Below are 23,341 nucleotides of genomic sequence, written 5' to 3'. Positions count from 1 at the left end.
AAAAACACTGGCAGATCCCTTAGTAGCGCCATAGGCGTGCTCGCCTACTCTCGTTGACGCCCCATCGGGCCAATAATGGAAAACGAGAGATATGATGATGAGCAGATACCCCCTTTCTGCGCTGCTGCTGGCTGCCCTGTTGGGCGGCTGCGGCAGTGACGATGGCGATGTTGTGGTTCCCGAGCCCCAGCCTAAGCCCCCTCAATCCCCGTACTTGACGGTGGATGTGAGCCCCCAGGCCGTGTTCGAGGGGCAGTTCCAGGTGTACCTGGGACGCTATCCTGACCTGCTGAAGGACTGGCTTCAGAGTGACAGTGCGCGGGATCTCAATGGCGATGGCCATATCGATGAGCGCGACGCCCACTTAGACGGTGTCTACAACCCCGACGAGACCCCCATCATTGTTCAGGCGGCGGAGATGGACAGAGTACTGCGCACCAACCCCGATGGCCTCGGCGCCGGCAGTGCCCGTCCTGATATCTTTGTCGACGGCCACTACTCGGTATTCGATGCCCTGCGCTACCTGGCGGCCACCCGCGCCGATCTCAAGCTGGAGCAGGTGCAGGGACCGGAGCAGACAGGCCGTGATACCCATGATTTTGTGGTCTCCTGGGATCGTAATGGCGACGGTGTGTTTGATGAAAACGACAACGACCTCTACGCCAACTTTCAGGGGGCGCACTGGCACGGCCGGGTCAAGTATGACGGCGGCGAGCTGATCAAGCTCAATGGCACCCTCACCGGCCTGGGACCCCAGGGCGAGGCCCACTATGAGAGGCTGGATCAGGTCTGGCTGCAGCCGCGGATGACCATCCGCTTCCAGCCCTTCTCCCCGGAGATGACCCAGCGGCGCCATTGGGTGCAGCAGCGGGAGATGGCGCGTTTGGCCGCGGGCGACGGCAAGGTGATCCTGCCCCAACTTCAGATAATGAAACCGGGAGAGCCCAAGCCGGTGGTGATCCCCAACCTGGAGGTGACCGCCCACAACATGCGGCCGGATATTTTCCAGCCCGGGGTGATCACCAAGATGGACATCTTCCTCTCTGCCGCCGATGCCGGCCTGGATATGGCGTTTAACTACTGGCCATCGTTGTCCACCGGTGCCAGGGTGGAGCACTTCGCCCTGTTCCGGGTCGACGGCGTCGCCTCACAAGTGGGCCGGGGCTGGGCCACCGTCTATGGTGATATGGCCGTGCATGGCGACTTCTCCCCCGCCTCCGTGTGCAACTTCTCTTCGCCCGCAACAGGCGGCATGGACCTGGTCGCGGACCCGGAGCATTGCCGGCTGGACTGGAACGCCAATTTCGGCGGTAACATCATGCACATGATGTCGGACACCTGGGTGATGAACCAACCGGTGCAGTTCACCATGCTGGTCTACAAGAGTCATTACGAACTGTTCGGGATGGAGGAGTACAACGGCAAGGAGTCTGCCCAGCGTGACTTCAGTGAGGCGGAAGATGGCTCCGACATCATGACCCTGCAGACCTTCAGCCTGCCTGAAGAGGGCCCACTGCTGACCGAGGGGCACTTTGGCTGGGGCATCGCCGATTGCACCGAGTGTCACAACGAGCAGAAACAGCCCCGGGGTCACGGCGGCCACAGCTGGCCGGTGAACAGCAGCGATGGTTTTGATCAGACCCAGCCCTATTACTGCGCCACCTGTCACGGCAGCAACGGTGCCCCTGCGGGCCATGGCGAGACCGCCCGCTGCTTCTGGTGCCATGCCGGGGAGAGTAATACCCCCAGCCATCATGGTGATGCCTCCACCCGCAGGCTGTATGAAGGGGAGCAGATCAAGAGCAACGACAAGATCTACAACGACCCCAACGAGCTCAACGCCCTGCCCAGGGATGCCCAGGGCAACTATCAGCCCTATGAGAAGGTGTGGAGCTCGGTGAACTCCGACTGGGACATGAGCCGGGTGTTCCCCGACCCCTATTCCTGCATGACCTGTCATCCCAATCAGGGGTAAGAAAAGGCCCGCGGCGTCCCTGCTGCGGGCCAGTTTTGCTCTCCTTAACCAGCGGAAGTGTGAAGGAGAGGTTTTACAAACGCGCTGTCAGGCCCTTGCCCGCCTGACGAACAGGCCGCTCCTGCGCCAGGTAACGGATGGCACTCTAGTAGGGGAGAGAAAACCACTCTGCTAGCTCAACCCACTCATTTTTATTAGGTTTAACCTACGCCTGCTTTGGAGGAATGGACATGATCCGGATCACGCCTTGCCGGATGTTGGACCGAACCCTGGGCAAGAATTTCGTTTACTATTAGATATGCCAGTACTGTCTGTATGAAGGGCAAATACAATGGCGAGATGCATCCCCCCAACAGAGCAGACCAAGATGAGCAACACCCATACCCAGCCTTGTGACATTGAGCCAGAGATGGTGCAAGGAGCCAGGGAGTATCTTCGCCGCTTTGGGATTACCGAGTTCTTCTATGGCATTACCACCAAGGTGATGATCCCCAGTCTGCACCAGTTTAAGAAGCTGCGGCGGCGGATTCCTCAGGAGATGATCAAAGCCAAATGCGGCGTCTATTCCAGCGAGGCGATTCTGAGGTTTCGCCATCAATACCTGCAACATTTTGCCAGCAGTGATGAAGCCTACTTCAATAAGCATCCCATGGGGCTGAGTGTCTGGGCAGACCCGGGCCTCGACGGCGCCAAGGGAGAGCAGTTTGGTCGGTTGCTGGCGGAGTACGGCATCCGCAGTCGCGGTGTATGGCACCTGCCGGTGCGGTATCACCCGGACTGGCTGGCGGCCTTTGTGTACTGCTCTGATCTCCCCAGAGAGGAGCTGCTCACCAATCTGAGGGAGCATGAAGCGGAAATCGGTCATCAGCTGGCCCTGCAGATCCTCAGGCTGACCGCCGAAGGTTTCTCCAGCGAAGAGGTCGCGGAGCAGCTGTCACTCACCGAGAGTGGCGTCAACTATCACCTGGACCGGCTCAAGGAGTTGCTCAATGCCCGCAACCGGGCACAACTGATCAGCATGGCCCATACATTGGGTTTGATTGATTGACTTTATTCCGGCTCTCGGCGATTTTTGATTTGAGAATCAACACGGTTTGCAAGGAGTGCGACCATGGCTCAAATGATGTGCCGAGTGATCGTTATGATGATGGTTTTGGGCGGGTGCACCTCTTCGCTGCATGGCACTTTCGCGGCCCACAGTTTTCAGGGCGGTTCCCAACAAGCCTTCGCCCTGGGGACGGTAGAGGGGCGCAGCTGCCAGGTGCAAGGTCTCTATCTGCTGCCCATGGATGAACCGCCCTCCACCCAACAGGCACTGGAGGCGGCTAAGCAGGTGATTCCCGGCACCCACTACCTGGTCGATATCAGCATTGATGACGAGACTCTCTGGCACTTCGGTTATGCCAGGCAGTGCATTGTGGTTCAGGCCACCGCCTGGGGTATGCCTCAGCAGTGATTCCGTTTTCCATTCATTTCTGTTCCACTTAGGCACTGAATTGCGAGGAAAAGGTGAGCCAGGGAAAGGGTCATGAAGCTTGATATTGTTCAAATACCAACAGACGAGTTGGTGGAATCGTTGCGCTCAAAAATTCGGGCGCTGAATCGTGCCAACTGGCCCGATGTGGAGCGCAAGCCTCTGGCGGTGGCGCTCCACAATGACCAGGGTGAACTGGTGGCTGGGGCCAGCGGCAGCAGTTTCGGCCACTGGCTGCAGCTGGACTGGCTCTGGGTCGACACTGAGCTGCGCGGGAAAGGTTGGGGCAGGCAAATTCTTGAAGAGTTTGAACACCAGGGAAAGCAGAGAGGGTGCCGATGGTGCCTGCTTGATACCCTGGAATTTCAGGCCAGACCCTTCTACGAAGAGCAGGGCTACCAGACGGTATGGGAGCAGCAGGCGTATCCGCTGACCGGTTGTCGGGCTTACATGACTAAGACTCTTTAAAAAAAGCCGGCCACTAGGCCGGCTTTTTGATGCGCCAGGATCCACCGGCGCCAGAGATCAAAGAGGCAGGGAGTCGTCACTGCCGCCATTACTGGCCGGTGGCAGGGTTGTCATGGGTGTCCGCTCCCAGGTGTTCCAGCAGGTAGTCGATGAACACCCGGGACTTCGCGGGAATCTGCTTGCGGCTCGGGTAGTAGATCATCATCGGAGGCAGTTTGTTTTGGTAGTCGGTCAATATTGGGACTAACTTTCCCTGCTCAATCAACTCTCTGGCGTAGAAAAGCGGGCCTGGTGAGATGCCTATCCCCTCGACGGCCAACTCCAGGCCGAGCTCCGGATTGGTGACTGAAATACTCGATTTCAGGTTGTCTTTGACGAGCCTTTCCCCGGTGGGTGAACAGAACTGCCAGGGCTTGCGTCTGAGCGTGGTGGGGGAGCGGTAAACGATGCAGTTGTAATGCTCGAGATCGTTAGGGTGCTGCGGGGTGCCATGTTTCTTCAGGAACTCGGGGGAGGCGAGGTAAACCAGATCGATGTCGGTAATGGGCCTGGCTACGATGCTGGCGTCCTGGTTAATTTGGTTGCCGATGCCCAGGTCGATCCCCTCTTCAAAGAGATCCACGATCCGGTCCTCAAATCTCATGTCCAGCTCAATTTGCGGATAACGCTCGAGAAAGCCCTTCAATAGGGGGACGACGTATTGCCGACCGTATTGGTAGGCCAGGCTTATCCTGAGTTTACCCGCCGGGGTGCCACTCTCATCCCGGGTCGTGCTCAGCACCTCCTTGAGCTCATTGACCACAGGACAGATCCGGTTGTAGAAGGCGGCGCCTTCGTCGGTGAGTGACAGGGCATGGGTGGAGCGGTGAAACAGCCTGACATCCAGGCCAGCCTCGAGGGTTTTGATGTTCTTACTGATGGCTGCCGGAGTGACCCCGAGCTGTCGGGCTGCGGCGGAGAAGTTGTGGGTCTGTGCTGCGGCAATAAATGCGGGCAGGTGCCGGGTCAGTTCAATGTCCATGATGTCAACTTTTGGTTGAAGCTGTTTCTACACATCTGATACTACAGGTTTTGGCTGATGGCGGTAAAATTTGTTTCTACTTTTTTGGAATTTTGTCGTGGAGGTCGGAGTGAGTCACCTTTTGTCCTGTTGGATGGAGCGTCTTAGCGATCATCTGGTTCATCTGTTTGCCCCCTCCCTTGCGCCTGGCTCCGATGAGTGCTGCGACGAGTAAACGCTTTCATCAACCTTTGTAGGCAGGACGCCGGAAATACAGATTATTGACCGGATATCCCCCTTTACCCGCGGCGGTGCTATGGAAAGCACCGCTTTTTTATGGGTGAAGGGGAAAGCGCATGCTCCTCTGTTTGGTCGCTGCCGATGATTGACCGGATATCCCACCCTTGCTACCCGCGGCGGTGCTATGGAAAGCACCGCTTTTTTATGGGTGAAGGAATGCGGATTGTCGTTGAGGGGGGCTACAACACGTCCAAGCAGTGCTCTGGCAGTGCCTTTTGGCTGAGCACCCGCTCTTTCTGGGCGCGACTCAGTTGCTTGACTCGGTATTCGACTTTGGAGGCCAGGGAGCGGTCGCCTATGGGGGTATGAAACTCGAGCGTCAGTGGTCCCTTGCCTTTGAGGGCCTTGGCGCCCCTGCCGCTGCTGTGTTGCTGGAAGCGGCGCTCGACGTCGGTGGTAATGCCGGTGTAGAGGCGGTCACAGGCGGTGCGTACCAGATAGAGAGACCACATCAAAAGTGCACCACGTGGTCCTGCTTCTGCCACAGGTGGGGGCTGCAGAAGGCGTATTGATAGGGCGGGTGCATCAGTACCAGGATGGCGGCAAAGATCAACACAAACTCCAGCAGATGTAACAGGTCCGGGTGCTGGTAGACCATGATGACACTCATCAGCAGGATAAAGGCAAAGCAGAGGATCACCAGCCCGGCGTTCAGACGTGCCAGCCACAGATTGCCGATGGGTACCTGATAGGCGTAGCCAAAGCTGGGGTGAATCATCAGCACCGTCAGGCTGAGCAGGGTCCAGGTGGCGAAGCTCGGTGTGGGGGTAAGGATCACCGCCATCATGGTGCCGACGGCTACGGCCAAATCAATCCAGAACAGCCACTGCCAACGCGACATTACACCCTCCCTCTGCCAACTTCGGTGGAACACCGTCTAGGATAAAGTGTTCATTCAGCGCTGTAAATCCGCTGATTGTTCCTGTTGTTCCAGCAGCAGGGTTCGAATGTCAGCCAGCAGCAGATCCCGGTGCAGGAAACCAGTTGAGTAGATATTGCGGATGCGCAGCTGGGGATCGATCAGGTAGACCCTGAGCAGGTGCGACAGGGCGCCGCTGGGCTTGCCCTGGGCGTCTCTCTCCTGCACCACCCACTGGTTGTAGGCGCTCAGAATGGGATCCAGGTCTGCTGCAGATTCGGCGGTCAGAAACTGCCAGCGACCCAGGGGAGAGCGGTAGCGTTTGGCGTATTCGGCCATGATATGGGGGCGGTCGTTTTGCGGATCGAAGCTCAGGCTCAGTAGCTGTACCTGCTTGCTGAGTTTGGGGTCCTGCAGCAGCGCCTTCTCCAGCCGAGCCAGCACGTGGCCCGCCAGGGGGCAGCCGTTGGGATCGGGGCAGCGGGTGTAGATGAAGCTCATCACCACCAGTTTGTCGCCAAACAAATCGTGCAGACTGCTGCGACCGCCATTCTCAAGCAACACACGGCCATCGGCGGCATTACCGAGGGGCGGCAGCCGGTAGCTGCCAGGCTGAGGGGCGTCAAAGGCCAGGGGAAAGTAACCCGGGGCCGAGGGCTGGGCCCGTCGGTGTGCTTCGTGGGGATCGGCCCCCCAGCAAAGGGGGGCGGCCAGTATCAGTAGCCAAAGCCAGAGCCTCATTCGATCACCTCCGGTCCGGGTTCCCCTTGAGGTGAACCATAGAGCGCGTAGGCGGACAACCGCATCTGATGGGGACTGCCGAGGTTCTCTTTGTGGAAGTCGATGCTGAACTGGGGCTCCAGGGCCTTGCCGTTCCAACGGTAGGCTTTGAAGTACTGGAGATCGCCTTCTCCCTGGGTTTTATCCCAGTTGGCCAGCAGCGACGAGGTGTAGTACAGGCGCTCGCCATCCCAGCTTTGGGACACCATATTGACCTGCTCTCCCACCTTGAGACTGTAGACCTCCTTGGGGGCGTCTGGGTCGCTGATATCAAAGCGCCGGGTGGTGCCGTCGTTCCAGGTATTTACCCACAGTGCTTTGTCGTCACTGCCGATGGAGATGTCCACCGGCAGCGGCATCGCGGCAGCGTCGCCGATGTCGGCCACCGCCTCTGCGCTCCAGCGACCGGAGGCGTCTCGGGAGACCATCCACAGCTTGGAGGTCAGGGCGGTGGTGGTGAAGCAGTAGTTGTGGGCCGGATCCCAGGCGCAGCGAATCTCCAGGGGGGCTCCGGGGACTGCCAACACCTGCTGCGGCTGGCGGGTGTGCAGGTTCCACACCACCATGGAGTTGCCGAATCTGGCCATGCGTTCCGGTGAGTTGACCACCTCTCCCAGGGTGGCCATGTAGTTGTCGTGTCCGGTGAAGGAGCTGGAGATCATGGCATTGACCCGGGGCAGGGCACGCACATCATAGCCATAGCCGTCCGCATGACTGGCGCCGTGCAGGCCAGCCTGCTTGGGATCGTCGGGTATCCAGTGGGTGGCCACGTAGTCTCCCCGGTTGGTGTACTCCACCAGGGCGGTTTTGCCGCCGTGGTCCTTGTCATTGGACAGGCCGGTGAGCAGCATGCGCCCGGGCAGGGCATAGTGGGTGTGGGGGCCGATGACGCCGCCGGATGCATCGACAAAATCGGTGATCACCTTATGGATGCGTGGCTTGGCGGGATCGCTGTGGATGTCGAACACGAAGATCTGCGAGCTGTCCAGGCCGCCTGCCCACAGGAAGCGTCTGTCATCGGTAAAGCCGCTGTGGTGGGCTTCGTGCCGGCCACCGACGGAAAGGCTGTGGATCACCTGGCCATACTCGGCGGAGTCGGGGTTCACGTCGATGGTCACCAGTTTGTCCTGGCCGTCACCGATCCCTTCGACGCCGACGGTCCACACATAGACCAGATCCTCCTGTCCGGTGATCTTGGCCATATAAGGAGACATGCAGGTTTCGTCTGCGGCAATGGGGTGTGCCAGCAGCAGTGCTGCCAGGGGAATGAGCCGGTTCATGTCAGCCTCCAAATCACTGTTTAGCAGGATAAGTGTAGCCGCTGCCTCCCCGGCTACCCTTGGTGGCCTTCGGCCCCTTGGGGTAGACTGGGCAGCCAATATGGTTCCTCAGTTTGTTGATATGTCTTTTTCCCTGCCCATCGATCCCCTCAAGCCCAGATTCCTCACGCTGCTGGACAGCCGTCATATGGTGGTGGAGTCTCAGACCGGCTCTGGCAAGTCCACCCGGTTGCCCCTGTGGGCGGCGGAGAAAGGCCGGGTACTGGTGGTCGAGCCCCGGCGGGTGGCCTGCCTGGCGCTGTCTGATTTTCTCGACTCCCAGGGGGGACCCAGGGTGGGCCATGCCATACGTTTCGAGTCCACCGTGGACGACCAGACTCAGGTGGCCTTTGTGACACCGGGGGTGGCGCTGCGCTGGCTCAGTGACGATGGCCTGGCCGGGTTCCACACGGTGATCATCGATGAGTTTCATGAGCGTCGCTGGGATACGGACCTGTTGCTGGCCCTGCTAAAACGGCGTAACCAGCACCGGCTGGTGCTCACCTCGGCCACCATCGACGGCGAGCGACTGGCGCGCTATCTGGAGGGAGAGCGCCTCATCGGCGAGGGGCGCCAGTTTCAGGTGAGTATTCACCATCTGGCCAGGGAGAGTCGCCAGTTGCCCGATGAGCGGGGGCTGGAGGGGCGGGTTCGGGAGGCTGTGCTCCGCGGCCTCGAAGAGAGTCCCGGAGACATTCTGGTGTTCCTGCCCGGGAAGCGGGAGATTGCCCAGTGCGCAGCACAGTTTAAGGATGTGGATGTGCAAACCGTGCCTTTGCATGGTGGCGCCAGCAACGCCGAACAGCGGGCGGCACTGCGCAGCGGCGAGCGCCGGCGGGTGATCCTGGCCACCAATGTAGCAGAAACCTCACTGACCATCCCCGGCATCACCTGCGTGGTGGACTCCGGCCTGGAGCGGCGCACCCACCAGAGAAATGGCCGCACCGTGCTGGGGCTGCACCGCATCTCTTTGGCCAGCGCTGCCCAGCGCGCCGGTCGGGCAGGGCGGGTGCAGGCGGGGATCTGCTATCGCCTCTGGGGTCAGCATGCCCCCATGGAGGCGCTGACGCCGCCTGAGCTCAAACGTGAGGAGTTGGTGGAGCCGATGTTGGCCGCCGCCTGCGCCGGAGAGCGCCTCCAGGATCTGGAGTTTGTGGACACTCTGCCGGAGAAATCCTTAGGCATCGCCCGGGAGAAACTGGAGCAGATGCAGGCCATCGACGCTCAGGGCAAGGCCACCGACCACGGCCGCCGCCTCTACCCTCTGCCCATCGATACTTTGTTTGCCCACCTGATCACTGCCATGGAGGAGAAGGCCTGCCGTGAGGCGATGGTGGACCTGTCCGCGGCCCTGAGTCTGGGCGCAAGGTTGTGGCAGCCGCCGACCAGCGAAGAGGGCCTCAAGGCGCTTAAGGCCTGGCAGCCTCAGGAGTGCGACGCCATGACACTGCTCGCCCTGCTTAGAGAAAAGCTGCCCGAGGCGCTCAGCTGTGACAAGCAGATGCTTACAGAGGCCAGGATGCTGGCCAACCAGATTCGTGACGCTCTGGCATTGCCTCAGCTCTCTGTGGCCACCCCGGTCAGCCGTAATGCCTGGCTGGGGGCGGTGATGCGGGCCCAGCCGGATCTGGTCTATGTGCGTCGTCTTAAACGTTCCCAGGCGCTGGGCAACGGCTTTAGCGAGGTGCAGCAGGGTCGGGACAGCCGCGTCTCGGAAGAGACTGCTGGGGCCGTGGTGTTTGACCAGTTTTCCCTACCCGGACGCGGCGTCAAGCAGACCCTGAACCTGGCCACCTGCATGGCCCCGGTCACCTTCAAGCAGATGCTTGAGGCGGGGCTGGGTGAGCTCCAGACCGGTGAGCTGCAGGAGGATGGCCACACCCTGATCTCCAAGGTGGTCTATGCCGGGCGGGAGTTGGGAGAGGTGAGCCATCAGGGCAGTGGGGACCAGGTAGTGGCCACCCTGGTCAGGGAGATTCTGGCTGAGCAGCGCCTGCCCGGTATCGCAGAGCGCCTCAAGTCGGACTTGGCCGCCTGGGCCCTGTGGTGTGCGCTGGGTGAGGGGCAGGGCGACACGCCGCAGCCAGAGGCCTGGCTGACCCAAAGGTTAACGGAGCTGGGGGTTGAGAGTTTCGATGACATGGAGCTCATCGACGAGGAGGAGCTCAGCTTTGAGGGCATTCCTGACTGGCAACGGGGCGAGTTCGATGAGCGCTTTCCCCAGCGCCTGACCCTGGCGGAACTCAAGGTGACCGTAGAGTACGACATCCGCAAGAAAAGCATCGATGTGGTGTACCACTCAGGGACCCGAAAGGCCGGTCCCAAGCGCTGGGAATTGCCCCGCTGGACGGGATGGCGCGTCTTCTATCGCAAGGCCAGCAAGCGGGTCAGCTTAAGCTAAGCTATTGATTTTACTGGGCTACCACTTTTGTGGTAGTTCTTGATCTAAGTTTTTGATAAACACTGGTAAAAAGTTTCGGGGATCCGTCAAAATACGGCCAAAAAGTTGATCTGAAATAACTTTCCTGATGAATACCCCCAAAGGGGTATCCCTAGCCTTTCATCACTTCTCTATGATTTGCCTTGAGAGATAAAAATAAGCCTCGGAGAGGATGAGATGAAACAATTGAATAAACTGGCTATTGCTGTTGCTATCGCGGCCATCAGTGGTTCTGCTTTCGCTAAGAACAGCCCTGAAGACGCTAACAACATCACATGGAAAGAAAAGTATCCCGATCAGTACGCCTCCTGGGCGAGCACTGAAGAGTCCAACGCTCTGGATGACATCCTGGCTGAGGACCCAATGGTTGTTCTGATGTTTGGTGGCTACGGCTTCGCCAAAGACTACAACAAGCCTCGTGGTCACCAGTTCGCCGTTATCGATAACATCCGCAGCCTGCGTACCGGCGGCCCAATGACCGACTCTGAAGGTCCTATGGCTGCTTCCTGCTGGGGCTGTAAAACTCCTGACCTGAAGCGTATGTACGATCAGGTTGGCGAAGGCAACTTCTCCGAGAAGAAGTGGGGCGCCTGGGGTCACGAGATGGCCAACTCCATCGGCTGTGCCGACTGCCACGACTCCGCAACTGGCAAGCCTACTCCCGCTCGTCCTTTCGCCATGCGCGCTTTCGCCGCCAGCGGTCAGAAGTTTGAAGAGCAGGAAGCCAACATCCAGTCCGCTATGACCTGTGGCCAGTGCCACGTTGAATACTACTTCGACGGTACCGACCACAAGAACGTGAAGTTCCCATGGGACGGCGGCATGAGCGCTGACGCCATCCTGGCTTACTACGATGCCCTGGGCTTCAAAGACTGGACTCACAAGATCTCCAAAGCGCCTATGCTGAAAGCCCAGCACCCCGAGTGGGAAACCTGGAAGCCTTCCGTACACGCCGAGATGGACGTGACCTGTATCGATTGTCACATGCCCAAGCAAGAAAACGCGGCTGGCAAAGAGTTCTCCAAGCACAACGTAGCCAACGCCATCGACAACTTCGAGCAGACCTGCTCCAACTGTCACGACAGCAAGGCTGAGCTGGTTGATACTCTGGCCGCCAACAAGAAAGCGGTTCACAAAGCTCAAATCGCCGCTGAAGAAGTTATCGTGAAAGCGCACTTCGACGCTGGCGCAGCCTGGGAAGCCGGTGCTACCGAAGCTGAAATGAAGGACGCTCTGAAGCTCATCCGTCACGCTCAGTGGCGTTGGGACTTCGCAATTGCTTCCCACGGTATCTCTGCCCACAACCCTGAACTGGGTCTGGAAGAGCTGGCCAAGGCCAAAGAGACCGGTATCGAAGCCCGCGCTGCCCTGAAGAAGATTCTGGCCAAGCACGGCGTAGACAAGGTGACCTACCCTGACTACTCCACCAAGGCCAAAGCGCAAGCCATCGTAGGTCTGGACAAGACCAAGATGGACGCCCAGAAGAAGAAATTCCTGGAAGAGCGCGTACAGAAAGAGTGGCCTACCAAGGTACAGTTCTAATCTCGACCTCTCACACGCACGAGATTGACTGAAACCAGGTCCGAAACGCCCCCGCAAGGGGGCGTTTTTTTATGTCTGTCTGTTACAGATTGCCCGTCTAGGTAAATCTGTTCAAAGGTGCTTTGTCGGTTCTCCTTATGTCCATACCCTTTTCCTCAGAGAATTCAGGAAAAGGTTGACCCATGAAACGATGGTTATTGGTTTTGGTGCCCGTGGCGCTGGCAGCTGGGGCTTGGGGCCTGACGGACAGCTCTCAGAAAAATCGCTACCAGTATGAGACTCAGTCGGCGGATCGCGGCGTGATCCGCAAACAGGTGGCCGCCACCGGTGCCCTGGCCGCGGTAGACGATCTGGTGGTCGGTGCCCAGCTCTCAGGCCAGATCACCGAGATATTGGCGGACTTCAACGACCAGGTGAGTCAGGGCCAACTGCTGGCCAAGATTGATGACCGCAGCTTCGCCGCCCGCGCCGACCAGTATCGGGCTCAGCTGGCTCGACTGCAGTCCGAGCTGGCACAACAGCAACTGGCCATCGGCATTGCCGAGGTCAATCTGGACAAGGCGCGTCAGGATCTGGTGCGCGGCGAGGGGCTGGTCAAAGGCAACAACATCTCCGATGAGGAGCTCAGCCAGTTGCGTACCGATCTCAGCCTGCGCGAGCTGGAGCTGAGTCAGGCTAAAGGCAAAGTGGCCTTGATTGAGGCGGACAGCGCCGCCACCAACGCCCTGCTGGAGCAGGCCGTTATCGAATTGGATCGCACCGAAATTCGCTCTCCCATCGATGGTGTGGTGATCAACCGCACCGTGGAAGCGGGCCAGACCGTGGCCTCCAGTTACAACACCCCGGAACTGTTTGTCATTGCCAAGGACCTGACCCAGATGGAGATTGAGGCCTATGTGGATGAGTCAGACATCGGCCTGATCCAGGATGGTCAGCGGGTCAGCTTTAAGGTCGATGCTTACCCCGACAGTCAGTTCGATGGCAAGGTACGCCAGATTCGCCAGTCCCCCACGGTGGAATCCGGGGTGGTGACCTACCGGGTGATCATCGCCGTGCCCAACCCCAAGGGGCGCCTGCTGCCCGGGATGACCGCCGATCTCACCATAGAGATTGCCACCGCCCGCGACGTGGTGCGGGTGCCCAACTCCGCCCTGCGCATCGGCGCCCGCGAGGCAGCCAAGCAATCGAGCAACGTCAGCCAGGGGCGTCAGGGCGAGCTGCTCAGTCAGCTCAACCTGACTGAACTGCAGCGGGACCAGCTGACGCAGATGCGCGAGGAGATGAAGAAGGACCCGGCGGGACGCAACCGCGAAGCGATGCGCCAGCGCATGGCCCGGGCCCTGGAGCAGATCCTGACCCCGGAGCAGCGGCAGCGGATGCAGGCACTGCAAAGCGGCAACCTCAGGCTGGGCCATCTGCTGCTGAGCCGTGAAGGAGAACCCGAGCTCATCAGCGTGGAGCTGGGGATCAGTGACGACGGCCATACCCAGGTGCTGGGGCGGGATCTGGCGGGAAGTCAGGTGGTGACCCAGGTGCGGGAGGTGGCCCTATGACCGCCGCCATCCAGTGCCGCAAGCTGAGCCACAGCTTTCCCATGGGCGAGGAGGAGTTTCAGGTCCTCAAAGGGGTGGATCTGTCCATCGAACAGGGTGAAATGGTGGCCATTATGGGGCCGTCCGGCTCGGGCAAATCCACCCTGATGAACCTCATTGGTTGTCTGATGACGCCTAAGCAGGGTCAGCTGACTTTGCTGGGCGAGGAGACCGGCGGCCTCTCCAAGGAGCGTCTGGCGACACTGCGCGCCCGTCATATCGGTTTTGTGTTTCAGCAGTTCAACCTGCTGCCGCGCACCAGCGCCCTGGACAACGTCAAGATGCCGCTGATGTACAACCCGGACCCTGCGCGTGACGACGATGCCCGGGCCAGGGAATGCTTGGAGATGGTGGGACTGGGACAGCAGATGCAGCACACCCCGGGCCAGCTCTCCGGCGGCCAGCAGCAGCGGGTGGCCATCGCCCGCGCCCTGGTGAACCGTCCCCAGCTGATCCTGGCGGATGAGCCTACCGGCGCCCTGGATACCCGCACCGGCGAGGAGATCATGGGGTTGTTTCGTCAGCTCAATGAGCAGGGGATCACCATAGTGCTGGTGACCCATGAGCCCGAAGTGGCCGCCTGGGCCGGTCGCACCATAGTGGTTCGTGATGGCGAGCTGGAGGCGGCCTCATGAAGCCCTGGCAACTGACCCGCACCGCCCTCACGTCGCTGAGGCGCAACCTGCTGCGCAGCGTGCTCACGACATTGGGCATCGTCATTGGCATCAGCGCAGTGATCATCATGTTTGCCCTGGGAGAGGGGGCCCAGCGGGAGGTGGATGCGCAGATCGCCGCCCTGGGGTCCAATCTGCTGATGGTTAAAAGCCAGTCGGTCTCCAGTGGCGGCGCCGCCGGCAGCGCCGGGGCGGTGGAGACCCTGACCATGCGCGATGTGGATGCCATCCGCGATCAGATCCCTCAGGTGGTCGCGTCCGGCACGTCGGTGTCCTCGTTGGCCCAGGTGGTGTGGGGCAACGCCAACTGGAACACCCGGGTGGAGGGGATGAACCTGGACATGCTCAGTGCCATGAACTGGCACATCAGCGAAGGCCGCGCCTTCACCGAACAGGAGGTGGGCAGCGCCGCCAGGGTGGCCCTGATCGGCGAGACCGTGGCCAAGGAGCTGTTCGGTATGCCGCAGATGGCCCTGGGGGAGTCGGTGCGCATCAACCGCACCACGGTCACCGTCATCGGCCTGCTCAAAGCCAAGGGAGAGGATATGCGTGGTAATGATACCGATGACACCCTGCTGGTGCCGATCTCCACCGCCCAGCGGCGTATCCTCGGCGGCAACACCGCCTTCCAGGACAGGGTAAAGCGAATCATGGTGCAGGTGGACCGGGCCGAGAACATGGACTGGGTTAGCGATGAGATAGACAGCCTGCTGCGCCAGCGTCACCGGGTGAAAAGTGAAGCCACCCAGCCTTTCGTCATCCGCAACCTGTCGCAGATGATGGAGACCCGGGCCAATGCCTCCAAGGTATTCTCCTCGCTGCTGGCCGGGGTCGCCGCAGTCTCCCTGCTGGTGGGCGGAATCGGGGTGATGAACATCATGTTGGTGACCGTCACCGAACGCACCCGGGAGATTGGCCTGAGGATGGCGGTGGGGGCCCAGCCTTCGGATATCCGCAACCAGTTCCTGATTGAGAGCGTCATCCTCTGTCTGCTTGGGGCGATGTTGGGGCTGCTGTTGTCTCTGGTGCTGCTGGCGGTGGCCGAACCCCTGTTCGGCTGGACCATGGTGTTGCCACTTTCCATCGTCATGTTGTCGGTGGCGGCCACCGCCCTGATTGGGGTGGGATTCGGCTACTACCCTGCCAGTAAGGCCGCCTCACTGGATCCCATCGATGCCCTGAGGTTTGAGTAGCCCACTGATCAGGCGCTGGCGCCAATGGACGCGTCAGCGCCGGTTTCGCCCCACCAGAAACGCCAGTTCGGCGGCGTTCTTCACCCCCATCTTCTTCAGCAGGTTGGCGCGGTGGATCTCTACGGTGCGCTGGGCGATAAACAGCTTGTCGCAGATCTCCTTGTTGGTTTTGCCCTCCACCACCAGTTGCATCAGCTGATTTTCCCGTTCGGTCAGCTGGGCCACCCTGGTCTCCCAGTCACCGGCCAGGCTGTCCTCCTGCTGTCGCTCCTGGGAAGCTCTGAGGCCGCGCTCGATCAGCGGCAGCAGCCGCTCTCCCTCAACCGGCTTTTCCAGAAAATCCAGTGCGCCGGCCTTGAGGGCGGCGACGGCCCGAGGCACGTTGGCGTGACCGGTGAGGATAATCACCGACAGCAGGCTGCCACGGCGGTTGAGCTCCTGCTGCAGGGCCAGGCCATCCAGGCCCGGCATCTCGATGTCCAGGATGGCCACGCCCGCCTGATCCGGATCCATGGCGTCGAGAAAGGCGCTGGCGCAGTCGAAACCCTCGGCCTGCATCCCTTTGGCCTCCAGCATCCATTGCAGGGATTCTCTGACGTCCCTGTCATCATCAACCAGAAAGATGGCGCTCATGGTGTACTCCTAAGGGGGAAATGGCAGATAAGGGCCAGACCGGGCTGTTGTCGCTGGGCTTCGATGCGACCATGGTGCTCCTCGACGATGCGTTTGCAGATGGTCATGCCCAGCCCCAGGCCCTCCGGCTTGTCGCTTTCAAAGGGCAGGAACAGCCGGGCCAGCTTGGCGTCGCTGAGTCCGGGCCCGCGGTCACGCACCGACAGACACAGTTCGTCGCCTGAGTGGGTGAGGGCGATCTCCAGTTGCCGCTGCTCCTGTGGCAGGCTCAGCATCGCCTCCATGCCGTTACGCATCAGGTTGACCAGCACCTGCTGCAGCAGGGTGGGGTCGCCGGTAATCACCCCGGCTGAAACGGGCTCCCTGAGTTCAATCTGGCAGCGGTTATGGCGGCAGTCCGGCGCCATCAGCGCCAGGGTTTCGTTTACCAGAACGGACAGGTCAACCGGTTCCTGGCGGCTGGAGCGGGCGCAGAACTCCCGCAGTTTGCGGATGATCTCCCGGGCGCGATCGGTCTGATCGGCGATGCGATCCAGCCCCTGGTCGAGTGCGCTCTTGTCCAGGGGATCTGCCTCCAGACGGTACTGGCAGCCTTGGGTGAGGTAACGAATGCTGGCCAGGGGCTGGTTAAGTTCGTGGGCGATGCCGGACGCCATCTCACCGGTCAATAGCACCCTTTGGGCCTTATAGAATCCCCGCTGTTGCTGCTCCAGCTCCTCCTGGGTCTGGCGGTGGTCGGCCATCTCCTGACTGAGCTGCGCCGTTCTGCGGGTCACCATGGCCCGCACCCGCAGGTGGTGGACATAGCCGAGCATCAGCAGCGCCGCCAAACCCAGCAGATAGGGGGTGACCTGGGGCCAGAACTCGCGCCAGTCGGCGTCAAATGGCCACAGGCGAATCTCTTTAAGCAGGGCAAACACGTGGCTGTCGTCCACCGGCACCGTCCATCCCTCGTAACGGCCGGTGATGGCGGCTGGGTTGGTGGGGTAGAGATCCAGTAACAGCCGGGTGACCTGGGCGGCCAGGCGATTGCTGGTGTGCCCCATCTTGGACAGAGAGGAGTAGGGGTAGAGCTGAGTGCTGCTGGCGCAGGGACCATCGGTCTCCCGGGCCAGCGCAACCTTGAGCTCGCCCTTGGGCAACTGGCCGCTGTTTTCCATATGCTCCAGCAGGCAGGTGGGCACGATGGCCGCATCGGCACTGCCGCTGAGCACCTGATGCAACAACTTGGACTGGGGAAAGCCGACGAACTTGAGGTAGGGCAAGTCGCTCAGCGGTGCCAGCCCCTGTTGGTCCAGCTCCCGCCAGAAGGCGATAAAGCCGCCAAACGCCTGTTGGCTCACCGACACTAACTGCTTGTTGCGCAGTGCCTGAAGACTGCTTATCTGCTGGCCTTTGCGGGTGACGATGGCCGAGCCCACCGCAAACGCGGGGTCGCGCCCGCCAAGGGGTTTTAAGCTCAGCAGCTGGCTGGAGCCATGGCGCTGCTTGAGCTGCAGGGATTTGACCGCGTTACCGATGAAGAAGTCGAAGGACTGATGCTGTACCAGCCGGTCCACCTGGTGGGGACGCAGGGCCAGCAACACCAGTTTGTGTTCCTCCAGGTGGGCATTGAGGTAGTCCACCGTGGGCTGCCATCTTTGACGCACCTTATCCGGAGCATCAAACGCCAGTACCGCCAGGCGCACCTGCTCTCGGGCCAGGGCCTGGGGCGCAGCCAGTAACAGGGCAAAACAAACAAGGGTTATCAATCGGCTAATCACGGTTTCTCGCAGCTGTGTTTCGACAGGCACAGTGTAGTTGCAGCCAGCGGGGGGGAGTGTGAGTTGGCTCACCTAAACGGGCGACATACGGAAAACCACTATATCGACTCCGGGGGGGCTTTGTTGAACTGTTAACAGGCCCAGGGCGCCGCTTCCAGATTCGAACACTGGGAGGGTGGCCGCACCAGGTAGGGACGCCAGGAAGCCGTTTTTTACAGTCAAATTGCAAACAGATAATTAAATGACCCAAGCCCGGGCCTGGCGGCCCGCTGAGGAAGAGTGATGAAACTAACCCCCGTTGTATTAGGTATGTTGGCCGGTCTGGCCAGCGTTGGCGTTCAGGCGAGCGAGATGCAGTTTTACGGTCGTATCGACTACTCGGTGACCAACAGTGATTCCGGTTCCGCCACCCACGATGGCAAGTCCGGCACCATCCTGGAGAACAACTTCACTCGTGTGGGGATTCGCGGTGACGTGCCCATCAATGATGCTCTGGCCTTCTTCTATCGGATTGAGCTGGGCGTCAATGGTGATGACCAGGATGGCAAGACCGTCTCCTCCCGTCCTACCTACGCCGGGTTGAAGCACAGCACCTTAGGGTCTCTGGCGTTTGGCCGCATCGACCCGGTGTTCAAGATGTCCAAGGGCTTCGCCGACGCTTTCGACAACTACAGCCTGAAGCACGACCGTCTGTTTGCCGGTGACAAGCGCCACGGCGACTCCCTGGAGTACCGTACCGCCAAGTTCAGCGGTCTGCAGTTTGGCCTGAGCTACCTGCTGGAAGATGACTACTACAGCGACGACGATCCCCGTAAAGACAACGGCAACTACCAGCTGGCGCTGACCTACGGCGACAAGAAGTTTAAGCACGGTAACCTTTACCTTGCCGCCGCCTACAGCGACGGCATCGAGGACATCGAAGCGACCCGTGTGGTGGCCCACTACAAGATGAACGACTGGACCTTCGGTACCATCATGCAGCAGTCCGAGCTGGCGAACCCCAACGCCGCCGGTTACGGTGACCGCGATGGTTTCGGCTACATCGTCAGCACCACCTATCAGATGGGTGGCTGGAAACTGAAAGCCCAGTATGGTGAGGATGACTCCGGCACCGGCAAGATCGCCGGCCGCATCTACGGCAAGCTGGGCGCCCAGGCCGACGTGGTGCCCACCGTCAGCCAGTGGGCCGTGGGAGCGGAGTACCGCTTCACCAAGCAGCTGAGACTGCACACCGAACTGGGTCAGTTCAGCGTGGATGAGTACAGCGAGTTCGACGACACCATCACCAGCGTCGGCCTGCGTTACGACTTCTAAGTCCCTACAGTTTCACCCCTGAAGGCCCTCGCCGACTCCTGCGGCGGGGGCTTTTTTATGGTTACATGATATTAGAAATGTAACGTTGATAATTTCTAAACGGAGAGGGCGTTTATCAATATTTTGGTGAGCCTATGCTTGTAAAGAGCTGGCCCCACATTGTAGTGGCGAGCTAACTCAAATGACGGTTTATGAGGCTCAACCATGAAATATCTAAAGAAAATTGTTTACTCTTTGGCCCTGATCTTACCGGCCTTTTCCCATGCTGAAGTTATTGAAGTTGTGACCTTCAAGCTGAAGCCGGGGATAAGTTATCAGGACTTCGCGCCAATCGATAAAGCCGTAGAGATCGAGCACGTATCCAAGCAACCCGGGTTCATTTCGAGGGAGTCGGCTGTTGGTACAGACAGAGAATGGCTGGTATTGGTTCGATGGGAGTCTGAACAAGACGCCGATGCATCAATGAACTCTTTTATGCAGGCAAAAGCCGCCAGTGACTTTGTCAATCATATTGATGAAACAACGATGATGATGAAGCGCTATTCAAAGTAGGTCGAATTGAGCTTTGTACAAGCTCCATGGCAGAGCCGAGGATGATGAACCACCCTCCGCCGTTTCACCCCTGAAGATCCTCGCCGACTCCTGTGGCGGGGCTTTTTTGTCTGGCAGCGCCACATTGCGATCATTGTAATGCTGAATGGTGTTTATGGAGTCGGGTGCTATATAAGCGATTCCGAACAAAAAAAGTTTTTTTAATATAATGTTATATATTCATCGATGACTCTAACAGTCTTGGGTGTCATAGTTATTTATGCACTCACCATGATTTAACGTGCGTCACACTTCTAATGTCTGAATTTTATTATTGGAGAGGATGCTCACGCTTTTATGAGATTTGGCTGTATTAGCTGTTGCTCATATAATAATTTCGTTTTGTTCATTGGGTTTAACTTTACTACTCCCCGAAAAGGAAAAATCATGAAAAAACGTATCAACCTGAAAACCATGCTAATTGCTATCAGCTTGGCTTTCACCTGCCTGACAACAGCAGCTTTCGCAGTTCCAAATGACAGCGTTGCCCTCGGTGATTTGACCGAAGGTAAAATCCTGTTTGATATCAATCTCAGCGCTCCAGAAAGCCTCCCATTATACCTGAGTGTCATCAAAGAAACCTACGACGGCCTCGAAGCACAAGGTGTTACTCCAGATTTTGTAATTGCCTTCCGCGGCAAGGCGGTTTCTTTTGTTACTTATACTGCTTCTGATGCTGCGCTGGAAACACAGATCGTAACCTTGGCAGGACTGAATGGCGTAAGATTTGAAGCCTGTGCCGTCGCCACGAGACTGTTTGGCGTCGATAATGCTGACATCCTTGCTGACATCAACGTGGTTGGTAACACATTTATTTCCGCCGCTGGATTTGGTAGCAGCACTAAGGGGTACGCGACAGTTACCATTATGTAACCGCCGCCGTTCATGCACCTTAAAGCTGTAAAGGAAATTACTATGAAAAACATATCAAAATGTACCCTGCTTGCCTGCCTGTTCGGCACGGTACTGCTGACCGCCGGCTGCGGCAGCGACTCCGACTCAACCCTGTCCCCAGCAGAACCAAATGACCAGGTCGCTCTGGCCGGAGAAACCACTGGCAAGCTGTTTTTTGATGTCAACATAGCTGACGCCGACAAATTAGCGCTTTACTTCGATGTTATCTTGGAAACCAGCAATGGATTGAAAGACCAAGGCGTTGAACCCATGTTTGTTATCGCCTTTCGTGGCCTATCGGTCACCTTAATCGACGATAACGCCAATGACACCACCAAAGCATTGATCAAGACTATGGCTGCACTACCTAATGTTCGCCTAGAAGCCTGTTCAGTTGCCACGTCACTGTTCGAGGTTGATAATGCAACAATTCTTCCCGAAATTGCAGTGGTGGGTAATACCTTTATCTCCTCTATGGGTTATCAAGCAGTTGGTTACGCACCTGTTTTGATTCAATAGTTGAATTAATTCTACAGCATCAGTATAAGAACAAGGGGGGGAATAAACTTTATTCCTCCCCCTTTAGTCTGCACGCTAAAACAGCCTCTAAGTGTCCTTTATAACTTGACTAACCTTACGTCATGCTGTGTTTACATGTTGTACACATGATTTAACTTCAACGTCCTGTTCATACCTGTTTTTGTGCCCGTATTTTGACGCAGTTATGTTGTAGAACCCCGCAGGCTCTTAGATTTCAACCAAAGCTTTATATGTTAGGCAAATTGGTTAGCTCGGATTCTCTAATCTATCTTCATGACTTGAGTCTTGATCAAGGTGGTTATTCCACAAGAGATTGCCTCATTTATCTGCTTATCGATGACCTTCATCACATCCGCTGCAGTGGTCCAGTGAAATTGACCATGCCCGGTAGTCCAACTGGATCCTTCAGGTGTAACCCCTTTGTTTCCAAACCGTGGCCGCATCGGCTGCGGCCACGGGACTTTTAATAACCTATCTCATCATGATGTTCCGAGGGTTTGCGTTGTCTGGCTCGACGATGATGTCGCTCTTTGCGCGAGTGTGGGGGCTGCTCCTCGTCGTCCCACCTGTGTCGGCGGTGCTTTTTGCCCGAGGGCTCAAGCCATTCGCTTGGTAGTTGTTTCATGAGTCTCTCAAAGGTGAGTCGTTGCACTCACATTCTCGTCTCTCAGGGGGCAAAACCAAACGAAATTGTTTTTATCGCCAGGACAAATTCTATTTATCTGGCCTCGTCACCGAAGCCCTTTAATGCGTTAAATACGCTCCCCAGATTGAGCATCGAAGACACGGGCAGTGGTCGGTTTAGCGCGGGGCGTAACGCTCAAAGCCTGAGCTGTATTCGCGTTTGCCAGTTTCATCCAGTACCCAGACGCCCTCCAGGTAGCTGAGTTTTTCAGCCAGGGCTCTCGCCCGGTCCAGAGGCATCAGAAACAGGGTGGTGGAGAGCACATCGGCGTAGATGTGGTTGCCTGACAGCACCACCGAGGTGGCGACGCCGCCCTGTTTTGGGTAGAGGGTGGTGGGATCGATGATGTGGTGGTACTCCTTGTCGCCCACTTCGAAGTATTTGAGGTAGTTGCCGCTGGTGACCACGGTGAGGTTTTCTCCACTCACCACCTCGGTGTAGCGCCTGTCTACCTGGTCACAGCCCGGCAGCTCAAAGTTGTGTTTGCGACACACCGGGTCCTCGATAGCGGTGACAAAGGGGCGACCTTCGGGATGACGCCCGTAATGGCGGATGTTGCCGCCGGCGTTGATCACCACCGAACGCATCCCCTGTGCCTTGAGGTGGTCCAACACCTTCTCCACCATCCAGCCCTTGGCGATGCCGCCGAGATCCAGGCTCATCCCTTCGGTCATGGTGATGCTGTGGTTGGCAGGGTCCAGACGGATGTTGTCGATGTGGGTATGTTCGGCGGCGGCGCGCAGTTCGGCATCGGTGGGCAGGCTGCACTCCCTTTCATTGGTGGCGCCGGTGGTGCAGCGAAAGCGGTGTTGGCGCCACAACTGCACCACCGGGCCGATGGCGATGTTGAAGTAGCCCTCGGACAGCCGGTGCCATTTGATACCGGTCTGAATCAGGTCGTACAGCTCGGGGTCGACCTGATGAGTGTTTGTGGGAGCCAGATTGATGGACTTGATGTTCACCAGGCCCGGATAGGTGTCGTAGTCCGAAGCCAGCTGATGGTAGTGCTCGATCAGTTTCAGTGACTGACACAGGGCCGTCCCGGCGTCTTCACCGCCATCATCCATGACCTCGATGCTGATGGAAGTGCCGAAGTAATCCAGGGTGTAGAGCACACTGCGATTGGACTCGGACTGAATCAGTCCATGTTGCTGGCAAAACCCCTTGTCTTGGGCGGTGTTCGGCGCGTCGGCCCAGGCAAAAGGGGCCAGCAGCAGGTGAGCGAAGATGAACAGCTGGGTGAGGCGGTCGATAGGCGAATACATGGAGGCCCTCTCTGGGGAAAGGAGGGCCGAAGCCCGGGGA

At 58.5% G+C, this 23,341-nt stretch carries 21 protein-coding genes; 13 read left to right on the top strand and 8 right to left on the bottom strand.

Annotated features, from left to right (window positions below; all coding sequences use genetic code 11):
• Window positions 1–91 precede the first annotated feature (91 nt).
• The 4 genes from G505_RS0107835 to G505_RS0107820 all read left to right on the top strand — a co-directional run bounded on the left by G505_RS0107835 (window position 92) and on the right by G505_RS0107820 (window position 3,917).
• On the top strand, window positions 92–1,975 hold the full coding sequence (locus tag G505_RS0107835; RefSeq protein ID WP_028109062.1) for a hypothetical protein: 1,884 nt from the start codon (window positions 92–94) through the stop codon (window positions 1,973–1,975).
• A gap of 367 nt (window positions 1,976–2,342) precedes the next feature.
• Window positions 2,343–3,023 (top strand): helix-turn-helix transcriptional regulator, encoded by a 681-nt coding sequence (locus G505_RS0107830; protein WP_028109061.1) that lies wholly within the window; start codon window positions 2,343–2,345, stop codon window positions 3,021–3,023.
• A 63-nt stretch (window positions 3,024–3,086) separates the two neighbouring features.
• Complete coding sequence (locus G505_RS0107825; protein WP_051215985.1) at window positions 3,087–3,431, top strand: hypothetical protein; 345 nt, start codon at window positions 3,087–3,089, stop codon at window positions 3,429–3,431.
• Between the two features lie 72 nt (window positions 3,432–3,503).
• Complete coding sequence (locus tag G505_RS0107820) at window positions 3,504–3,917, top strand: GNAT family N-acetyltransferase (RefSeq protein WP_028109059.1); 414 nt, start codon at window positions 3,504–3,506, stop codon at window positions 3,915–3,917.
• A gap of 88 nt (window positions 3,918–4,005) precedes the next feature.
• Here the strand turns inward: G505_RS0107820 and G505_RS20920 are convergent, their stop codons facing one another.
• The 5 genes from G505_RS20920 to mtoX all read right to left on the bottom strand — a co-directional run bounded on the left by G505_RS20920 (window position 4,006) and on the right by mtoX (window position 8,136).
• A complete protein-coding gene (locus G505_RS20920; RefSeq protein WP_051215984.1) occupies window positions 4,006–4,938 on the bottom strand; it encodes a LysR family transcriptional regulator in 933 nt (310 codons plus the stop codon).
• Between the two features lie 458 nt (window positions 4,939–5,396).
• Window positions 5,397–5,669, bottom strand: a complete 273-nt coding sequence (locus tag G505_RS0107810; protein ID WP_035385176.1) for a GIY-YIG nuclease family protein — start codon at window positions 5,667–5,669, stop codon at window positions 5,397–5,399.
• Window positions 5,669–6,058, bottom strand: a complete 390-nt coding sequence (locus G505_RS0107805; protein WP_028109057.1) for a hypothetical protein — start codon at window positions 6,056–6,058, stop codon at window positions 5,669–5,671. Before G505_RS0107805 ends, G505_RS0107810 begins: the two co-directional genes overlap by 1 nt.
• A gap of 54 nt (window positions 6,059–6,112) precedes the next feature.
• Complete coding sequence (locus tag G505_RS0107800) at window positions 6,113–6,817, bottom strand: SCO family protein (protein ID WP_028109056.1); 705 nt, start codon at window positions 6,815–6,817, stop codon at window positions 6,113–6,115.
• Window positions 6,814–8,136, bottom strand: coding sequence for a methanethiol oxidase (gene mtoX / locus G505_RS20915; protein WP_051215983.1), 1,323 nt, complete (start codon window positions 8,134–8,136; stop codon window positions 6,814–6,816). The genes G505_RS0107800 and mtoX overlap by 4 nt, the downstream gene beginning before the upstream one ends.
• A 121-nt stretch (window positions 8,137–8,257) precedes the next feature.
• Here mtoX and G505_RS0107790 point away from each other — a divergent pair, with 121 nt between their 5' ends.
• The 5 genes from G505_RS0107790 (at window position 8,258) to G505_RS0107770 (ending at window position 15,616) form a co-directional block, all read left to right on the top strand.
• On the top strand, window positions 8,258–10,576 hold the full coding sequence (locus G505_RS0107790; protein WP_028109055.1) for a helicase-related protein: 2,319 nt from the start codon (window positions 8,258–8,260) through the stop codon (window positions 10,574–10,576).
• A gap of 216 nt (window positions 10,577–10,792) precedes the next feature.
• Window positions 10,793–12,157 carry an ammonia-forming cytochrome c nitrite reductase subunit c552 gene (locus tag G505_RS0107785; RefSeq protein WP_028109054.1) on the top strand — a complete coding sequence of 455 codons (1,365 nt, stop codon included), beginning with the start codon at window positions 10,793–10,795 and terminating at the stop codon, window positions 12,155–12,157.
• A 182-nt stretch (window positions 12,158–12,339) separates the two neighbouring features.
• Window positions 12,340–13,710: an efflux RND transporter periplasmic adaptor subunit gene (locus G505_RS23240; protein ID WP_084643910.1), complete on the top strand. Its 1,371-nt coding sequence runs from the start codon at window positions 12,340–12,342 to the stop codon at window positions 13,708–13,710.
• Complete coding sequence (locus tag G505_RS0107775; RefSeq protein WP_028109053.1) at window positions 13,707–14,384, top strand: ABC transporter ATP-binding protein; 678 nt, start codon at window positions 13,707–13,709, stop codon at window positions 14,382–14,384. Before G505_RS23240 ends, G505_RS0107775 begins: the two co-directional genes overlap by 4 nt.
• The gene (locus tag G505_RS0107770) at window positions 14,381–15,616 is read left to right on the top strand and encodes an ABC transporter permease (RefSeq protein ID WP_028109052.1); all 1,236 of its coding nucleotides are present in this window, start codon (window positions 14,381–14,383) and stop codon (window positions 15,614–15,616) included. The genes G505_RS0107775 and G505_RS0107770 overlap by 4 nt, the downstream gene beginning before the upstream one ends.
• 33 nt (window positions 15,617–15,649) lie before the next feature.
• On the opposite strand, the gene G505_RS0107765 is transcribed toward G505_RS0107770, so the two are convergent.
• Window positions 15,650–16,249: a response regulator transcription factor gene (locus tag G505_RS0107765; RefSeq protein ID WP_028109051.1), complete on the bottom strand. Its 600-nt coding sequence runs from the start codon at window positions 16,247–16,249 to the stop codon at window positions 15,650–15,652.
• On the bottom strand, window positions 16,246–18,000 hold the full coding sequence (locus G505_RS20905; RefSeq protein WP_035385174.1) for a sensor histidine kinase: 1,755 nt from the start codon (window positions 17,998–18,000) through the stop codon (window positions 16,246–16,248). The genes G505_RS0107765 and G505_RS20905 overlap by 4 nt, the downstream gene beginning before the upstream one ends.
• A 294-nt stretch (window positions 18,001–18,294) precedes the next feature.
• Here G505_RS20905 and G505_RS0107755 point away from each other — a divergent pair, with 294 nt between their 5' ends.
• The 4 genes from G505_RS0107755 to G505_RS0107740 all read left to right on the top strand — a co-directional run bounded on the left by G505_RS0107755 (window position 18,295) and on the right by G505_RS0107740 (window position 21,330).
• Window positions 18,295–19,326, top strand: a complete 1,032-nt coding sequence (locus tag G505_RS0107755; RefSeq protein WP_035385173.1) for a porin — start codon at window positions 18,295–18,297, stop codon at window positions 19,324–19,326.
• Window positions 19,327–19,530: 204 nt separating this feature from the next.
• Window positions 19,531–19,878 (top strand): antibiotic biosynthesis monooxygenase family protein, encoded by a 348-nt coding sequence (locus G505_RS0107750; protein ID WP_028109049.1) that lies wholly within the window; start codon window positions 19,531–19,533, stop codon window positions 19,876–19,878.
• Between the two features lie 426 nt (window positions 19,879–20,304).
• The gene (locus G505_RS0107745; RefSeq protein ID WP_051215981.1) at window positions 20,305–20,790 is read left to right on the top strand and encodes a hypothetical protein; all 486 of its coding nucleotides are present in this window, start codon (window positions 20,305–20,307) and stop codon (window positions 20,788–20,790) included.
• A 42-nt stretch (window positions 20,791–20,832) separates the two neighbouring features.
• On the top strand, window positions 20,833–21,330 hold the full coding sequence (locus G505_RS0107740) for a hypothetical protein (RefSeq protein WP_028109047.1): 498 nt from the start codon (window positions 20,833–20,835) through the stop codon (window positions 21,328–21,330).
• Window positions 21,331–22,152: 822 nt separating this feature from the next.
• On the opposite strand, the gene G505_RS0107730 is transcribed toward G505_RS0107740, so the two are convergent.
• Complete coding sequence (locus tag G505_RS0107730) at window positions 22,153–23,301, bottom strand: FAD:protein FMN transferase (protein ID WP_084643908.1); 1,149 nt, start codon at window positions 23,299–23,301, stop codon at window positions 22,153–22,155.
• Window positions 23,302–23,341 lie beyond the last annotated feature (40 nt).

Source organism: Ferrimonas futtsuensis DSM 18154, from assembly GCF_000422645.1.
In the GTDB taxonomy this organism is placed as follows: domain Bacteria; phylum Pseudomonadota; class Gammaproteobacteria; order Enterobacterales; family Shewanellaceae; genus Ferrimonas; species Ferrimonas futtsuensis.
The sequence above is the reverse complement of the archived record's forward strand: the minus strand, read 5'-3'. Positions and strand labels throughout refer to the sequence as shown.

Coding starts and splice junctions, on each gene's coding strand:
- G505_RS0107835 (WP_028109062.1), top strand. CDS start 92: ATGATGATGAGCAGATACCCCCTTTCTGCGCTGCTGCTGGCTGCCCTG.
- G505_RS0107830 (WP_028109061.1), top strand. CDS start 2,343: ATGAGCAACACCCATACCCAGCCTTGTGACATTGAGCCAGAGATGGTG.
- G505_RS0107825 (WP_051215985.1), top strand. CDS start 3,087: ATGGCTCAAATGATGTGCCGAGTGATCGTTATGATGATGGTTTTGGGC.
- G505_RS0107820 (WP_028109059.1), top strand. CDS start 3,504: ATGAAGCTTGATATTGTTCAAATACCAACAGACGAGTTGGTGGAATCG.
- G505_RS20920 (WP_051215984.1), bottom strand. CDS start 4,938: ATGGACATTGAACTGACCCGGCACCTGCCCGCATTTATTGCCGCAGCA.
- G505_RS0107810 (WP_035385176.1), bottom strand. CDS start 5,669: ATGTGGTCTCTCTATCTGGTACGCACCGCCTGTGACCGCCTCTACACC.
- G505_RS0107805 (WP_028109057.1), bottom strand. CDS start 6,058: ATGTCGCGTTGGCAGTGGCTGTTCTGGATTGATTTGGCCGTAGCCGTC.
- G505_RS0107800 (WP_028109056.1), bottom strand. CDS start 6,817: ATGAGGCTCTGGCTTTGGCTACTGATACTGGCCGCCCCCCTTTGCTGG.
- mtoX (WP_051215983.1), bottom strand. CDS start 8,136: ATGAACCGGCTCATTCCCCTGGCAGCACTGCTGCTGGCACACCCCATT.
- G505_RS0107790 (WP_028109055.1), top strand. CDS start 8,258: ATGTCTTTTTCCCTGCCCATCGATCCCCTCAAGCCCAGATTCCTCACG.
- G505_RS0107785 (WP_028109054.1), top strand. CDS start 10,793: ATGAAACAATTGAATAAACTGGCTATTGCTGTTGCTATCGCGGCCATC.
- G505_RS23240 (WP_084643910.1), top strand. CDS start 12,340: ATGAAACGATGGTTATTGGTTTTGGTGCCCGTGGCGCTGGCAGCTGGG.
- G505_RS0107775 (WP_028109053.1), top strand. CDS start 13,707: ATGACCGCCGCCATCCAGTGCCGCAAGCTGAGCCACAGCTTTCCCATG.
- G505_RS0107770 (WP_028109052.1), top strand. CDS start 14,381: ATGAAGCCCTGGCAACTGACCCGCACCGCCCTCACGTCGCTGAGGCGC.
- G505_RS0107765 (WP_028109051.1), bottom strand. CDS start 16,249: ATGAGCGCCATCTTTCTGGTTGATGATGACAGGGACGTCAGAGAATCC.
- G505_RS0107755 (WP_035385173.1), top strand. CDS start 18,295: ATGAAACTAACCCCCGTTGTATTAGGTATGTTGGCCGGTCTGGCCAGC.
- G505_RS0107750 (WP_028109049.1), top strand. CDS start 19,531: ATGAAATATCTAAAGAAAATTGTTTACTCTTTGGCCCTGATCTTACCG.
- G505_RS0107745 (WP_051215981.1), top strand. CDS start 20,305: ATGAAAAAACGTATCAACCTGAAAACCATGCTAATTGCTATCAGCTTG.
- G505_RS0107740 (WP_028109047.1), top strand. CDS start 20,833: ATGAAAAACATATCAAAATGTACCCTGCTTGCCTGCCTGTTCGGCACG.
- G505_RS0107730 (WP_084643908.1), bottom strand. CDS start 23,301: ATGTATTCGCCTATCGACCGCCTCACCCAGCTGTTCATCTTCGCTCAC.